The sequence below is a fragment of the Pseudoalteromonas ostreae genome (genome assembly GCF_018069805.1).
GTDB lineage: Bacteria > Pseudomonadota > Gammaproteobacteria > Enterobacterales > Alteromonadaceae > Pseudoalteromonas > Pseudoalteromonas ostreae.
On the sequence record NZ_JAGPYN010000028.1, the window covers coordinates 21484 to 36794 of the forward strand.

Annotated in this window: 17 protein-coding genes; 7 read left to right on the plus strand and 10 right to left on the minus strand. The window is 38.3% G+C overall.

Annotated features, from left to right (window positions below; all coding sequences use genetic code 11):
- Positions 1-215 precede the first annotated feature (215 nt).
- The 3 genes from J7338_RS17885 to J7338_RS17895 all read right to left on the minus strand — a co-directional run bounded on the left by J7338_RS17885 (position 216) and on the right by J7338_RS17895 (position 3543).
- Positions 216-1199, minus strand: coding sequence for a patatin-like phospholipase family protein (locus J7338_RS17885; RefSeq protein ID WP_210798320.1), 984 nt, complete (start codon positions 1197-1199; stop codon positions 216-218).
- A 354-nt stretch (positions 1200-1553) separates the two neighbouring features.
- The gene (locus J7338_RS17890) at positions 1554-2312 is read right to left on the minus strand and encodes a rhamnogalacturonan acetylesterase (RefSeq protein WP_210798321.1); all 759 of its coding nucleotides are present in this window, start codon (positions 2310-2312) and stop codon (positions 1554-1556) included.
- A 478-nt stretch (positions 2313-2790) separates the two neighbouring features.
- A complete protein-coding gene (locus J7338_RS17895; RefSeq protein ID WP_210798322.1) occupies positions 2791-3543 on the minus strand; it encodes a siderophore-interacting protein in 753 nt (250 codons plus the stop codon).
- 110 nt (positions 3544-3653) lie between these two features.
- On the opposite strand from J7338_RS17895, the gene J7338_RS17900 reads away from it, so the two are divergent.
- The 3 genes from J7338_RS17900 to J7338_RS17910 all read left to right on the plus strand — a co-directional run bounded on the left by J7338_RS17900 (position 3654) and on the right by J7338_RS17910 (position 5819).
- Complete coding sequence (locus tag J7338_RS17900; RefSeq protein WP_210798323.1) at positions 3654-4073, plus strand: MarR family winged helix-turn-helix transcriptional regulator; 420 nt, start codon at positions 3654-3656, stop codon at positions 4071-4073.
- 82 nt (positions 4074-4155) lie between these two features.
- Positions 4156-4569, plus strand: coding sequence for a LexA family protein (locus tag J7338_RS17905; protein WP_210798324.1), 414 nt, complete (start codon positions 4156-4158; stop codon positions 4567-4569).
- On the plus strand, positions 4557-5819 hold the full coding sequence (locus J7338_RS17910; protein ID WP_210798325.1) for a Y-family DNA polymerase: 1263 nt from the start codon (positions 4557-4559) through the stop codon (positions 5817-5819). The genes J7338_RS17905 and J7338_RS17910 overlap by 13 nt, the downstream gene beginning before the upstream one ends.
- A 22-nt stretch (positions 5820-5841) precedes the next feature.
- Here J7338_RS17910 and J7338_RS17915 read toward each other — a convergent pair whose 3' ends face one another.
- From J7338_RS17915 to J7338_RS17935, 5 genes are all read right to left on the minus strand, one after another.
- Positions 5842-6306: a hypothetical protein gene (locus J7338_RS17915; RefSeq protein WP_145239144.1), complete on the minus strand. Its 465-nt coding sequence runs from the start codon at positions 6304-6306 to the stop codon at positions 5842-5844.
- Positions 6307-6412: 106 nt separating this feature from the next.
- Complete coding sequence (locus tag J7338_RS17920; RefSeq protein ID WP_210798326.1) at positions 6413-6931, minus strand: DUF4240 domain-containing protein; 519 nt, start codon at positions 6929-6931, stop codon at positions 6413-6415.
- Positions 6928-7122, minus strand: coding sequence for a YwbE family protein (locus J7338_RS17925; RefSeq protein WP_210798327.1), 195 nt, complete (start codon positions 7120-7122; stop codon positions 6928-6930). Before J7338_RS17925 ends, J7338_RS17920 begins: the two co-directional genes overlap by 4 nt.
- Before the next feature lie 175 nt (positions 7123-7297).
- Entirely contained in the window at positions 7298-7579 is a 282-nt protein-coding gene (locus J7338_RS17930) for a hypothetical protein (protein ID WP_210798328.1), read from the minus strand.
- Positions 7572-7817 carry a hypothetical protein gene (locus J7338_RS17935; protein WP_210798329.1) on the minus strand — a complete coding sequence of 82 codons (246 nt, stop codon included), beginning with the start codon at positions 7815-7817 and terminating at the stop codon, positions 7572-7574. Before J7338_RS17935 ends, J7338_RS17930 begins: the two co-directional genes overlap by 8 nt.
- A gap of 102 nt (positions 7818-7919) precedes the next feature.
- On the opposite strand from J7338_RS17935, the gene J7338_RS17940 reads away from it, so the two are divergent.
- A complete protein-coding gene (locus J7338_RS17940; RefSeq protein ID WP_210798346.1) occupies positions 7920-8726 on the plus strand; it encodes an ion transporter in 807 nt (268 codons plus the stop codon).
- Positions 8727-8851: 125 nt separating this feature from the next.
- On the opposite strand, the gene asd is transcribed toward J7338_RS17940, so the two are convergent.
- A complete protein-coding gene (gene asd, locus J7338_RS17945; protein ID WP_210798330.1) occupies positions 8852-9994 on the minus strand; it encodes an aspartate-semialdehyde dehydrogenase in 1143 nt (380 codons plus the stop codon).
- Positions 9995-10418: 424 nt separating this feature from the next.
- Between asd and J7338_RS20860 the strand changes: the two genes are divergently transcribed.
- From J7338_RS20860 to J7338_RS17955, 3 genes are read left to right on the plus strand one after another with little or no spacing between them, the layout of a single operon-like run.
- Positions 10419-10784, plus strand: coding sequence for a helix-turn-helix domain-containing protein (locus tag J7338_RS20860; RefSeq protein ID WP_228733027.1), 366 nt, complete (start codon positions 10419-10421; stop codon positions 10782-10784).
- Positions 10736-11047, plus strand: a complete 312-nt coding sequence (locus tag J7338_RS20865; protein ID WP_228733029.1) for a GyrI-like domain-containing protein — start codon at positions 10736-10738, stop codon at positions 11045-11047. Before J7338_RS20860 ends, J7338_RS20865 begins: the two co-directional genes overlap by 49 nt.
- 23 nt (positions 11048-11070) lie before the next feature.
- Entirely contained in the window at positions 11071-12447 is a 1377-nt protein-coding gene (locus J7338_RS17955) for an MATE family efflux transporter (RefSeq protein WP_210798331.1), read from the plus strand.
- Positions 12448-12573: 126 nt separating this feature from the next.
- Here J7338_RS17955 and J7338_RS17960 read toward each other — a convergent pair whose 3' ends face one another.
- A complete protein-coding gene (locus J7338_RS17960) occupies positions 12574-15297 on the minus strand; it encodes a TonB-dependent receptor domain-containing protein (protein ID WP_210798332.1) in 2724 nt (907 codons plus the stop codon).
- Positions 15298-15311 lie beyond the last annotated feature (14 nt).

Sequence of the window (15311 nt, forward strand, 5' to 3'; positions counted from 1 at the left end):
TTCCCAACCTAAAATGGCATAGATATGCTAGATTTGAGAATATTTAGTTGGCAATACTTTATCTTGCTGATATAAATTAGCAAGTACTGAGAGTGTTAAACCAATAAAAAGTTATGCACCCCCTTCTACAATACCGTCCATGTTTGTCAGTAGCAGTTAGTAAGTTTACTTAATTGGCGTCAGGATCAGTGTCATGAATCTATCAACATCAGTAGTTAGTTGGCTATAGCAACAGTGTGCACATTGTTTACTGGATATTGTTCAGTAAAATAGTTATTACCTGCCAATAAACCTAATTTGTAATCACGACGTAGATCACTGGTTGAACTACCAAGTAATTTGCTCGAAAGCTTTTGGTTTGCAAAAATTTGTATTATTTCTACATCTTTCGGAGGGTTGGCAATAAATGCTAACTCATCTTCATACGCTTGTTCGTGTTGTAATAAGTAATCTAATGTTTTTGGGCAGTACCCTGATGCACAAACAAACGCTTTTAATTTGTTTACCCATGCCGATTGCGCTTGGAAATCTTGATCAGCAGTGCGTATTACCACTATTTTACGTGCACCACGATTATAGGCTTCGCGTACTGGTAGTGGCGCTGCAAGGCCACCATCTAAGTAAAAGTCTGACTCAGCGTGTAGGTCATCAGTTTTATCTATTTCATTAGCAGCTAATGCGTTTAACCACGGCGTTAACCTTACACCTTGTTTATATAAAAATGGCAGCGCACTTGATGCTTTTAATAGATCTCGCCATTGTTGCCCTTCACCAGTTGGTGATAAAAAATAAGGTTTACGATCACGCGCATTGGTTGCGGTGATGAGTAGCTCTCGTTCACCCAAACTTGCTTTTGCCGTTTTAAAATCAAGTGCTCTGTTTACTTCGGTAGTTTTATCAAAATACCAGTCTAAGTCGACTATATGTTTACCCACCAAACCACGGCCTAATTGAAAAAACCGCTTATGGCGCGAAAGCCCTCTTATTAAGCGTTTGGCATACCCTTTTTGGCGAGCTAAATAACTAGTTAGGTTTTGTGAACCTGCAGAAGTACCAATAAATAAATCAAATGGGTCATATTCATGTTCAAGCCATGCATCTAGGACACCTGCGGTAAAGATCCCTCGTTGCCCACCTCCTTCCGCGATCAATGCTGTTTTATCGAAAGAATTTGTGATTTTAGGATCTTGAGGTTTCAAAATATGCCTTCCTTTGTAATTACTTTATTGGTTTATAGCTTCATTTTAATGTGTTTAACTTAAACGTTAAAATTGATTATATAAATCGAATTGATTAGAAAAACAGAATACCAGCTTAAGTAATATCAGTGCTGTATTTGCACTTATAAGGAGAGTTCAGAAACTAGCAAACATTCTGTATTAGCTAACTTCTGTAGTGTAACGGGGGTTAAGTGTACCTTCGCTTAATTTACTGTGATTATGCTTTTAATCATAAGGGGTTACCACGTAGTAACGCTAAGATACGCTGTTTTGAGATTATGACTAAAAACTGTGGATACTCATCTACGCCAGTTGGTAAGCCAAGTATTGCTTTTATTTTAAGTGTTTTTCATCAGGTATGCGTAATTGTTTAACGAGTGGGTGATTTATTCTTTTCATTTCTGTTAATACTAATTGAGCAACTTCTCTAGCCCCGAGTTCATTGAAATGAGTATTGTCTTCTACGCCCATTGGGTAATTTGGGTGCAAGTTAGGTGCTATATGCATAAAGCGCAAGCGTGAGTTGATGCCACCTAGCTTTTGAAAATACAGTTGGGTTACTCGTTCCATGTCAATAAAATCGACCCTTGTTTGCTGGGCTACATCTCTGACTATATCAGCATAAATAGGATGGGTGTCTTTGATTTGACCTTTTTCATTAAAGTTGCGTCGTATTACCGGAGTCATCAATAATGGCTGTGCCTGCTTTGCTCTTACTTCGGCAATAAAATTAACCAAGTTTTGTTTATATTGCTCAGGTGTGGTGTAGCGGTCCACTTTCTGTTTTGACTGATCATTATGACCAAATTGAATGATCACCCAATCATCTTTATTAAGTTCATTTATAATGCTCGCCCACGTACCTTCACTGATGAAGGTGCGTGTACTATGACCATTTTTAGCACGATTTTTAACCTCGATGCTGTCATTAAAAAATATACTAAACGGCATACCCCAGCCTGTTTCAGGGTAATCCTTCACTTCTTTAATTGACATGGTTGAATCCCCTGCCATAAAAAGCTGAACTTTAGCGGTTTCTGACATACTTGAAAAACTCATCATGATAAATATTGCTGCTATTAATTTTCCCATTACCTTTGCACTTTGTTGTTTTAAAAAATTAGTTTAGCTCGTTATAAAATTATTGTTGTCATTATAAATATACCACCAATTGTCAGTGATGGTATATTTATAAGTTAAATCATGGAACTAAATGAAGATAATGAAAGGCAGGCACAAATTTAATTAAAGCAGAATTAATGTGGTAGGCAAATGTATATCCAGAAGTATGAGTTTTATGTTATGGCTGAAAGTATGCAGCCTGCTCGTATTAGGTCCCTGTAATTAAAAGGTTAAAAGTATTTAATTTGTACTTCTTAGTGCCTTTTTTGACCGATTCGCGTTTCGCTAAATAAAGAGTAGCGGCATCATCTAGTGACGAACGCGCAATAAATGACAACCATTCATAACTAGCTCAGAGCAGACACCCAACACAGCTTGTTACATAAGTTTAATATGCAATGCATCAGGGCTATATAATCTCTACAAAATTAGCTGACTATTACACCCACTAAAGCGTCGGTTTACCATCAGCATCGATGCCACGCTTCCAATACGCTGAACACACTATTTTCGCACTGGGGATCGCAAACTGCTCTTTTGCAAGGTTTTGAATTGTGCGCACAAGTGAGCCTTCAAGCCCCATAAAAATTAATGGTGTGCCCATGTATTGATTTAAACAGTGCGTGACCTGCTCTACTAACTCTATTTGTGGCTCAGTCGTAACCAACCACTTAATACGATGTTTAGTATGCGCCTCTATCGTATCTAATTTGATGATATCTTGCGAGTCTGTAACGTGTATGATCACATCAACATCAGCTGTTGCAGGTAGTTGCTGTAAATACCCGTTAATAGCATTAACTGAGGTTAAATCAGCAATCATCAAATACTGCGAGTGACTAAAGTCATCAAGCTTTTTAGGGCCAGGGCCTGCAATTGCGAGTTTATCACCAAGCTTTGCTTGTTTAGCCCAATCAGTTGCGATACCACGATGCTGATTGACGACAAAATCAAGCGTAATTGTATGGTTAATAGTATCAATCGCTCTGATTGTATATGAGCGCTTAGGTGCAGGGTTAGCGGCTTTGAGGTCAATTTCAACCTCATCTTGTCCAGCATGTGGTAATAGTACTTTTACGTACGCACCTTGTTGATCCGCAGGAAAATCATGAAACTCATCTGAGCCAACAACCAGACGCTTTAAATGCGGAGCTATCGCTGTTGTGCTTATTACGGTTGCACGACGTACTTTTCTACTCATTTTGATCTCCTCAGAAGATTTATTTACGTGTTTAATTGCACAACGCCCCATTGGTTGATAAAATCAACTATAGCAATTTAATTGACATTGTCAACCATTATGGATTTATTATGAACTCTTCATTGGCCAATACATTATTTGCTTTAATGCAAAGTTATCGCGTTACCATACGCGAAGCCATTAATGCAGGTGAGCTTGGGTTAAACGCAATGCATGTGCGTTGTCTACATATTATTGCAGCGACAACTCACTGCACTGCTAACGATATTGTGAATCAAACCCAGCGCGATAAAGCGCAAATTGCACGCTTAGTTAAAGAATTAATTACATTAAATCTGATTGACAAAGATGCCAGTGAGCACGATAAGCGTTGCTTTATCTTATCGTTTACCTCTGAAGGTCATGCTCTTTATGACAAACTATTAAACGCCGAACAGCATGTTAATGAGCAAATGTGCAAAAACTTAAACTCTCAACAAATCAATGACTTTTTAGATACTGCTCAAAAAATGATTAAAAATATGCAGTGATCGCAACTTCATTACTTGGCATAAGTTAACTAAAACACATATACTGTACACTTATACAGTGCTTGTGTTTGGTTAATTATTTATGTTTGTTATTCCTATTTATATCGAAGCGGGCATATGCGGGTTTGAATCACCTGCTGCTCAGTATAAAGAACTTGGTTTATCACTGGATCAGCTATTGATCAAACACCCTGATGCGACGTTTATTGGTATGGCATCCGGCTGCTCAATGCAAGAGGTCGGTATTTTCGACGGCGATTTATTATTGGTTGATCGCGCCGAAGAAGCTAAAAATGGTGATGTCATTGTAGCTAACTTAAATGGTTTATTTGTTTGTAAATTATTAGATAAAACGAATGCACGGCTACTCTCTGCATCAGACTTATATCCCCCAGTCCAACTGACTGATAGTGATGAATTTCAATTAGAAGGTGTGGTTACTCGTTCGATTCGATTACATCGCTCTAGTGCTGAGCTTCGCCAATGTATTGCTTAGTTGATGCAGTGGCGTTTTACGCCAGCGCTGAAAAAGTATTTGATCCAGCGATCCGCTCAAAACCTGTTGTGGTATTAACCAATAACGATGGCTGCATTTGTGCGATATGCCCAATCGCGCGGCGCTTAAATATCCCGAAATTTCAGCCCTACTTTAAAGTTAAACATTTACTGGCCAAACATAAGGTGGTTATTCGCTCATCTAATTATGAGTTGTACGCGGATCTAAGCGATAAAATGATGAATGTGATCAGCCGTTTTTGCGACACCCAACGCGTATATTCGATTGATGAAGCATTTTTGCAGTTTAACGGCTTTACCCCACTCATTAATGACTGGCATCAGTATGGCCAGTTAATTCGTCGCACAGTTTGGCGCGAAACAAAACTCCCTGTTGGAGTTGGCTTTGGCCCTACACCAACCCTTGCTAAAGCAGCTAATCATGCTGCTAAAAAGCTCAACGGTTTTAATGGGGTTGCAGTGATTGATAGCGAACAAACACGGCAACACATTTTAGCCGCGATGGATGTGGCTGATGTCTGGGGCGTTGGCAAACGTTTAGCTAAAAAACTCAAACTACTTAACATTAACAGCGCGCTTGATTTAGCCAAACAAACACCACAACGTATGAAACGTTTATTTAGCGTAGTGCTTGAGCGTACAGTTAATGAGCTAAATGGCAGTGTGTGTTTAAATTGGGATGATGTACGCCAAAATAAGCGTGAAATTTTTTCGACCCGTAGTTTTGGTGAACGTTTAACTGATCCGGTTGCATTAAAAACAGCGTTGATCAATCACAGTATTATTGTCGCTCGCAAGCTACGTCAGCAACGCTCCTTAACTAAACGCCTGTTACTATTTGTGGCAAGCTCGCCCCATGAGTCACATTACTATAAAAAATCATTAGTGTATGAGTTACCCGTATCTAGCGCAGATAGCCGTGTATTTGCTAAAGCAATTAGCGAAATATTTACGCAGCTATATCAACACAACGTCCGTTTTTATAAATGTGGTGTGGGTGCACTCGAGCTTAGTTCACAACAGTTTCAACAACCCGACCTATTTGCTTCTAGCCAAGACAACATAAAACTAATGGAGTGTTTAGATTCAATTAATAAGCGATACGGCTGCGATACGCTAACTCTGGCAAGTCAACAACAAAGCCAAGCATGGCATATGAAGCGTGCATTTTTATCGCCTCAGTACACAACGCGTTGGCAGCATTTACCGAAAATAAGTTGTGATTTATAAAAAACTCACATTATCGTTAAATTTAAAGTTGTAGTTCAAACTGACAACGAACATTACTGCTCTCTACACTGTACGCAAGCGTTGTAGGCGAAATAAAACGCAGCGTTTGGCTCGTGTCTAAATTATCTGTCTCGTTTTCACAGCGAGTATGGCGTAGTGACATGGTAATGCTTTGCGTGGTGTATTTATACTTAGTAGTGACCAAACAAAAGTTAGCGACTTTATTCGTTTGTGTGCCATGGTGTAAGTTATTAAAAATAATTTCATCACCGAGCTTAAAGCCAAGATCAGGCTCATTTGCATCAAGCCATGCTAACTGTCCACCAGCACACATTTTAGCCTCACCTGATACCAATTGATAACTACCAACCTTAGTATTGAATAAATTAATAAACTGACTTTTATTACTTGGCAGCTCAGTTTTAGCACTGACAACTGTAGTTAAACAAACCGACACTAAACACAGTAATACTTTACGATAGCGCATTAAATACCTGACATTTATTGATTTATATACTCAGCATAGCATAGCTACGGTGATTAAAATAAAAACCAGCCAGTATACTGAGTCATGGTTGGTTTTTAATATTATGTTACTGCCAATATTTAGCAAATAGTTGCGGATATGCCAACTTTAAAAATTTAGGCTTATCTTTAAAGCGCTTACCTTTGGGTTGATCAAGGCCTGAAGGAGCAAAGGGTAATTCGTCTTCATTACGCTGTTCATATAATAAACCAGCGATCAAGTCATACTCATCTAAGTAAGGATAAGGCTGCTCGTTTAAATGATAAACAGGTGTGCAATCAGCCAAAGAATCAGCATTTTCAAGCGCAGCATTAAAAGCTGCTTCGCCACGAGAGATTAACCAACAACGAAATTCTGAGAAACCGTATTCATCATTGCAACCGGCCATTACAAACGCAGCACCGAATAGCTCCCAAGTATAACTTTGGCGCATACAAATGCTAAATTGCTTATCAAATTCAATGAGCTGTGCATCGCTTAAATCTGTAAGTAGCACTTTTAAACGTTCACTAACTGATTCTGGCTCAGCGGTTCTATCTGCAACGGTAACTAATTGCCAGAATTCGCTTAAAGTAAGTGCACTCATGACAAAATCTCTTTCACTCGCCCTACTTGACCATTCTCTAAGCGCACTTTAATACCATGCGGATGATTGGGTGATTTAGTCAAAAGGCGCTCAACAATACCTTGCGTTAATGTGCCGCTACGCTGATCTTGTTTTAAGACGATATTAACTTCGGTGCCAGGGGTGATTTGTGAACGAGTAGGTACTGCCATAATGGATCTCTTTTACTATTTTTTTAGATTATAGCTGTATGTCACTGTGATACCAAACTAAAGCACTGTAATCGCTATCTTTACATGTGCTGATATAGTTCACCTGCGTTTAAGGTGATTGATAAGTGAACAGTCAGGCTTTTGATTACATTAGACACATTAGTTTTCCATAAATTTAATCGGCTAAAAACAGAATCTCTTGAGGGATTAAGTTAATAACAGCCAGCTCTGCCACTATAATACTTTCGACTAACGCTAGATGTTGCTGTTGTTTTGCCTGTTCAAGAGCAACAGCATCAATAAAATAACACCTGACTTTGAGTGATAAAGTCGGTTTTTTTAAATCTATATAATGAGTTAACCAACTAAAGCCTGTTAGATGATCTTTGATATGCTCGCATGCGCCTGTTAAGGTTGTGCGTAATAATTTATCGATCTGTTTTTGCGTTTTAGTCATTTTTAGTGGTGTGCTCTTGGCTTGAATCGTTCTCTAGAACTATGTCTTGCTGGTTTTTAAATTCTTTATAACCGTTTTCTTGGCGCTTTATACATTCATGATATTCTTTATCAGCCATATGGCTGCATTCACTTAAACGTGCAGCTTGAACTTCATGATAGCGTGCAGCAGTGCTACAGCCGGTTAAAAACAGTACCGCTAAGGCACTTACAACCCATTTAAGGCTATTGGAAAACATTAAAAATTCCTTACATTTTAAACTGGAAAAGTAATTTATCCCTGACGATTTTGCTGTATATTGCAAACGTTTTCTATTACTAACCGTTAAGGGCTAATTATGATGTTGTCGCAGTTACAAGAGCTGTTCCAGCGTATCGATAAAAGTAAACTATTTCAATCATTTGTTATCGCCGTTATTGTTGTATCAGCGCTCACCGTTGGTGCACACACCTATTCGTTACACCCCACTGTTGAATTTGCTTTACATTGGATGGATGTGGGGATCACGGTGTTTTTCTTAATAGAACTAATTATCCGCTATATTGCAAGTAAAGGCTTAAAAGACTTTTTTAGTAAAGGATGGAATATCTTTGACTTTATAATCGTCATTGGCAGTTTATATCCAGCTGCAGGTTCGACCATTTTTATAGCCCGTTTACTACGAATATTCCGTGTACTACGTTTAATCTCAATGGTACCAGAACTACGTTTGTTGGTTAACTCATTATTAAAAGCCATACCACAAATGGGCTACATTGCGCTGTTAATGTTTGTTATTTTCTATATTTATGCCGCAACTGGCAGCATGTTATTTTCTGATATAAACCCATTTCTATGGGGAGATGTGTCAATCTCAATGTTGACTCTGTTCAGAATCGCAACCTTTGAAGATTGGACCGACGTCATGTACGAAACCATGACTGTCTATAAATTAAGTTGGGTTTACTACCTTACTTTTATATTTTTAACTGCTTTCGTGTTTTTAAACATGATGGTAGGCGCTATTTTAGAAGTTATGTCAGAGGAACATCGCAATGCTCGTGAAGAGCAAGCCGAGGTAGATTCATTGCCTGCAACCCAAGGGCAAATCAATGAACTAAAAGCACAAATAGCAGAACTAAAAACACTATTAAAACCCAGAAACTAAGTTTTCAATACTTTGTCATACTTTAAAGCAAGAAACGATCAAATTAATGAAGCGATGCAAAAGTACAATAGAAAAAGGCTGGCACATTGCCAGCCCTCTATAATTAGCTATATGTAGCTAGTAAATTAATCTTTATTATCAACAATAATACGTAGCATACGACGCAGTGGCTCTGCAGCGCCCCATAATAATTGGTCGCCAACGGTAAAAGCACTAATGTATTTAGGCCCCATTGCTAACTTACGAATACGCCCTACAGGAATACTTAGTGTACCTGTGACTTTAACTGGGGTTAAATCCGTAGCAGTGATATCACGCTCATTAGGGATAACTTTAACCCACTGATTATGTGACGCTAATATCTGTTCTATTTTCTCAACGCTAATATCTTCACGTAGTTTAATGGTCATCGCTTGTGAGTGGCAGCGCATTGCACCAATGCGTACACATAAACCGTCAACAGGTACTGGTTGCTTACTTGATCCTAAAATCTTATTCGCTTCAACTTGTGCTTTCCACTCTTCTTTAGATTGACCTGATGGCATTGGCACATCAATCCAAGGAATTAAGCTACCCGCTAGCGGCACGCCAAATTGCTCTTGTGGTAGATCGCTTGAGGCAATTTGTTGTGTTACTAGTTTATCAATTTCTAAAATAGCGGCTTGTGGATCGGCTAATTTATCAGCCACACTTGCATGAATAGAGCCCATTTGCGCGATCAACTCTTTCATATTGCGCGCGCCCGCACCGGATGCAGCTTGATAAGTCATTGGGCTTACCCATTCAATCAAGTCTTGCTCAAATAAACCACCCAACGCTAATAACATCAGTGATACTGTGCAGTTGCCACCCACATAAGTTTTAACACCTTGTTCAAGACCTTGTTCAATGACATCTTTATTGACTGGATCAAGTACAATAATACTGTCGTCGCTCATACGAAGGGCTGATGCCGCATCAATCCAATAGCCGTCCCAACCTGCTTCACGTAATTGCGGATATACAGCTTTGGTATAATCTCCCCCTTGGCAGGTAATGATAATATCCATTTTTGCCAGCGAATCAAAATCCATTGCATTAAGTAATGGTTTTGCAGGGCCTGCTAAGTCAGGACCAAGTTGACCAGTTTGCGAGGTGGTAAAAAAAGTGGTGTCGATATGATCAAAATCATTTTCTTGTTGCATTCGCTCCAGTAATACTGAGCCAACCATGCCCCGCCATCCGACCAATCCTACTTTTTTCATTGTTTGCTCCATTATTTGAGTCATAAGAAATACCTAATACATTAAAAATCATTATGTGAGATTTAATTTTATAGGCTCCTAAGCTAACACCACCAGCACACTAAAACTAGTCAATAAGCTGTAACTTAAATATTTTTCATAGTGTAAAGAGGTGCAAACAACATACAGCGTAAGTAATTATTAACTACCTTAAATGTAGTGCTTCATGTCAGCTTTAACAGTTTAAAAGTTAGGTTTCACTCTAACTTAGCAACCTCAATCAATATTTTTTTACTACAACCTGTAAAATCATCTTCAGAGTATTGATCTGAACTACAAAGGGGTGAACTAAATGCTAAAGAAAATGAATGAAACAACGGGGTAAGCCTGATCAAATGAGTAACGACGAAAAAATATTATTAGGGTATGTGATTATATTGATCAGAATCTTGATGACTTAACGCAAGCTATGTTAAGTCAAGTATCTGGTTTTTCTAAATATCACTTTCATCGTGTTTTTTCGGCTTATATCGGGCTTACCCTTATTAAGTTTATTCATATGTCACGACTAAAGCGGGCATCTTTTAGGTTAGTGTTTAAAGCTGAAATAAAAATTATAGATATAGCTTTTGAAGCTAGATTTGAAAGTTATGAAGCATTTTCAAGCGCATTTAAGCGCGAGTTTGGACAAAGTCCTTCCGAATTCAGAAAGTCCCCAAAGTGGCTTAACTGGCATGATAAAACAGATACGTTAACCATACGGTTAACTAAAGTAACGGATAAAAAATGGATGTGGAAATTATTAACTTTAGCGAACAAAAAGTTACAGCACTAGCACATTATGATGCTCCTAAACTTCACCACCAAACTTCAATGAAATTTATGGCTTGGCGTAAAACAAGCAAGTTATCACCAATCAAAACCAGTAATACCTATGGGATCCCTTATTCTGATCCAAATATAGTAAAAGCAGAAGATTTTCATTTTGATCTAAGCGGTGCAATAAAAGCAGACATACCTGAAAATGATTATGTTAACTTTATCCATGATGTACCTGAGCATAAGCTAATAACAGACATTTACTTGCCAATAAAGTAATTTTATAAATTAGGAATTAAATAATGCCCCACTCTAATAATATGTTTCTTGTCGGTTCATTACCGTCTGTATTCATTAAAACCGCTGCACCTATTATTTTAATGATGTTGGTCAATGGTTCGTTTTCTTTAGTTGATGCTTACTTTCTTGGTGAATATGTTGGCGCACACGCTCTTGCTGCCGTTACCTCTGTATTCCCAGCCTTTATGTTACTAGTGGCTTTATCAAGTTGGGTTTCCACTGGCTTTTCAAGTGTGATGGCAAGGTTGTTGGGGGCCAATAAAAAAGCTGAAGCTATTTCAGCTTACTATCAAGCGATGACGCTATCTATATTCGTTTGCACTGTGCTAATTTTACTGTTTTTAATGGCCGGCGAACAACTGGTGCTGTTTGTTAATAATGGCTCAGTAAGCTTGTCGAGTATGAGTTATGATTATTTATCATTAATGATCTTTTTTTCACCTTTATTGTTTATTCTTACCATTAATAGCGACAGTTTACGTTGTGAAGGACAAATGTCTTTTATGGCGGTTGTTCCTATATTATCAGTATTATTGAATATTATGTTTAATTACATTTTTATTGCAATGCTTGGTTGGGGTGTGAACGGGTCCGTTTCAGGTACTTTACTAGCTCAAGCGTTATCCTTGTTTGCAGTATATTTCTTTCGCCATTACAGTCAAACCACACTAAAAATTGCTATTGTGCGCTTCACTGCAAGTCGTAAGTTATGGTTAGACTTTTTAACCTTAGGCGCACCGACAAGTTTATCTTATGTTGGTGTCGCACTTTCTTCCGCTTTTATTTTATATAACCTACAAATTTGGAGTAGCGAAAACTACAGCATGACTGTTGCGGCTTATGGTATTATTACCCGAGTCATGACGTTTATTTTTCTTCCTTTATTGGGCTTGAGCATGGCGTTTCAAACTATTTTAGGTAATAACATTGGCGCGGAAAAATGGTTAAGATCAAATGTCGCTATTAAAATCGCTATCATCAGTGCATTTATTTATTGTGTATTTTTCCAGTTGTTTGTTTTGCTACTTAAAAACCAATTAGGGGAGATGTTTGTTAGCGATATAAATGTTAAAGCAGAAGTAGCGCGTATTTTACCTATTATGTCATCGTCCTTATTTTTATTAGGCCCGTTAATGATGATTGGTGTTGTATTTCAAGCCATGGGCGATGCTAAAAGAGCGGCTATTTTACGACTAGCAAAAATATACTTTTTCACCCTGCCATTGATTTTTATACTGCCAATATTGTTTGCCGAAATAGGGATTTGGTTAGCAGGCCCAAGTGCTGAGTTTTTAGCACTGTTACTGACCATTCAAGTTTTATATCAACGTCAGCAACAATCAGGAAACCCGCTTGGCTTGTTTTTCAAAGATAGATAAACAATCCATCTGTAAACCTCTTTAAAGGTGATTTTTCATTAAATTTATAAGTACAAGTTAATAAAAAGCCCTACTCTTAGTAGGGCTTTTTAATAGCTTACTGCAACTGCCATTTATTCCCAAGTGTTAAAACTCGTAACTAAAGCTCACACTTAATTCTCTAGGCGTTTCTTGAGAACGAATTAGCACATCATTTTGTTCTACTTCAAAATTTTGTCCCAACATGTTTTTCACTTTAAAAGTTAGTGTGGTATTAAACGTTGGGTAATAACTATAAACCATGTCTAACGAGTTTACAGGTTGTTCGTAAGCATCATCAAAGTTATTAACACCCGCAGCTAAAATACGATCACCAAATACATTGTAGATAACAGAGGCTTGATGCATGCCATCATGTGAATCGTAATTCAATTGTAAGTTGGCAACATACTTTGAATGCCCCGTCATACGTCGCTTAAGGTTAGTGAGATCGCCGCGCTGTTCTTCTGCAATTTCAACTTCTGAATCACTAAGCGTTAAGTTACCAGAAGTAAAAAAAGCACCTCCTAATAAATCACTGTGCAGTTCAGTTAACCATTCTGCTTCAATACCGTAAACATAGGCTGTACCCGCATTGTCAAATTGCAGAGTAAAGCGGCCGTCGCTTTCAGTTAATAGTGCTTCGATTGGTTTATCAATATCTTTATAGAATGCGCCAACTGAGTAATTATCGCCATTATCCATATAAAATTCGATACGTGCATCAAAGTTATCTAAGTAGCTAGATTCTAAGAATGGGTTACCAAGAGTTCGATAACCAGTCAGCGGATCTTGGAATTGAACAGGGCTTAGCTCTCGTAAATCTGGACGTACAACCGTGCTGCCATAACCAAAACGAACTTGATACGATTGCTGACTATATGTCATAGATAACGAAGTAAAATACTCATCTTCCATCACACTTGCTTGTTCTATCGCATCTGCACTTAATTTATCAGCCAGTAAAGCAGGATCGAATGCTGAACGAGAAAAAGCAAGCGCAACTTGACGGAAGTCCTCGTAACGCACACCACCACTTAAACGCCAATCTTGAGCAAACGTTACGTCAAAAGAGCCGTAATAAGCGTCAATCATTTGCGCTGCTAAGTAATCATCAGCTGTTGGCTCTTGGAACAATAACTCGACATCCGTTGAATCAATCACAGCATCGTTAGCAAAAAAACTACCGATTGACAGTGCATCGTCTTCACTTTGTGCTAGATCTAAAGACTGAGTTTGGCTAAAGCGATAGTTAAAAAAGTCTGTGCGGTAATCACGTGTTTTTTCAACAAAGTAACCACCACCAGCAATTTCTACTTCTGCGTTATCAAAGTAAAAAACTTTGTTTACATTAACGCCCCAGTTTTCGACATCGTCTTCTAGCTCAACAAATCGATACAAATAAGGATTACCACCTAAGCTACCATTGTAAAAAGTACGTTGATATTTGCCATCTAAGTACTCATCACGAACCGTTACTTCAAGCTCACCTGGTATACTTGTTGTTGCTGTTGAGTCAGTATATTGCCAATCTACGCCTACACCTTCAAGAAAACCCCACTCTAAATTGTGCATGCCACGAAGCTGAAGTATTTCAAGTTCCCGTTCCTCAAAAGAGGTTAAGTGGCTACGCTGCAACTGCCCAGCATCAATACTTAATGACTTTGAAGGCTCTTGGTAAAGCGCAACAGAAGCTTCATCTTCAGTATCTCGTAGCATCATATAGGTGGCTGTTAAATCATGGCCGCCAATTTTATAACCTAAATTTAGAGAGCTATTTAATTTTATATTATGCTTTGTTGATACTTCTTTCTCTGTGGCAGAGTAACAAGTAAAGTCATCTTGTGAACATGAGGACTCAGATGCGTCAACAGAAGAAAGTACTGCGCTAAACTTCTCTGCATTAGACCATTCATTTTCATAAGCAACTGATGCTAAGAAACCAAAAGAGCCATCTAAACCAAATAAGTTATCAAATCGGTCGCCATAAACAGCTTTAATGCCTGCATCAGGGTTTAAGCTTTCTTTTTCTAAGCCAAAATCTCTTGGTAGTGCTTTTGATAAACTTTTATTTAAGTCTATTGCAGCTGCTTGACCAATATCAGCCCCCTGACGTCTTGACTCAACATCTCTTATATTTCTGTATGAGATATCAGACAAGCCATTGATATAGGTATTTAGCGCAGCCTTAACCGAACCAGATAATGCGCGTGTACCATCATCTTTACCTAACCAGTCATCACCGCCGCCATTATATGTATAGCCTTCGTCGTTTGTATCTTTATAACTGGCACCAATTTCAACTTTAAATAAAGTATCAGTTGGAATGCTCTTGGTTCTGATATTAACATCACCACCACCAAAAGCCGCTGGCATATTAGGTGAATAGGCTTTTTGCACAGCCAGGGATTCAATAATACTTGATGGGAAGATATCAAGTGGAATTACATTTCGTGTTAGATCTGGGCTTGGTACTATCGCGCCATTTAAACGTACGCTTGAATAACGCTCACCTAAACCGCGTACATAGATAAACTTATCATTAACTAATGATAAGCCTGTAACACGGCGAAGTGCTGAAGCGGCATCGCTATCACCCGTTCTAGATATTTGCTCTGAACCCATTATATCAGCAACAAATGCCTGATTTTTACGTTCATCAATTACCGCACTGGCACTTCCTTTAAGGCGTGTACCAGTAGCAACAACTTCTTCTATCGCGTCTTCATTAATTATTTCTTGTGCCTGATCAGCGAAAGAATGAAATGAAGAAAAAAGGGAGAGCAGAGATAACGTTATTAGATTGGTTTTAAACTGCTTTTGATGTTTCATATTTATATCCTCTA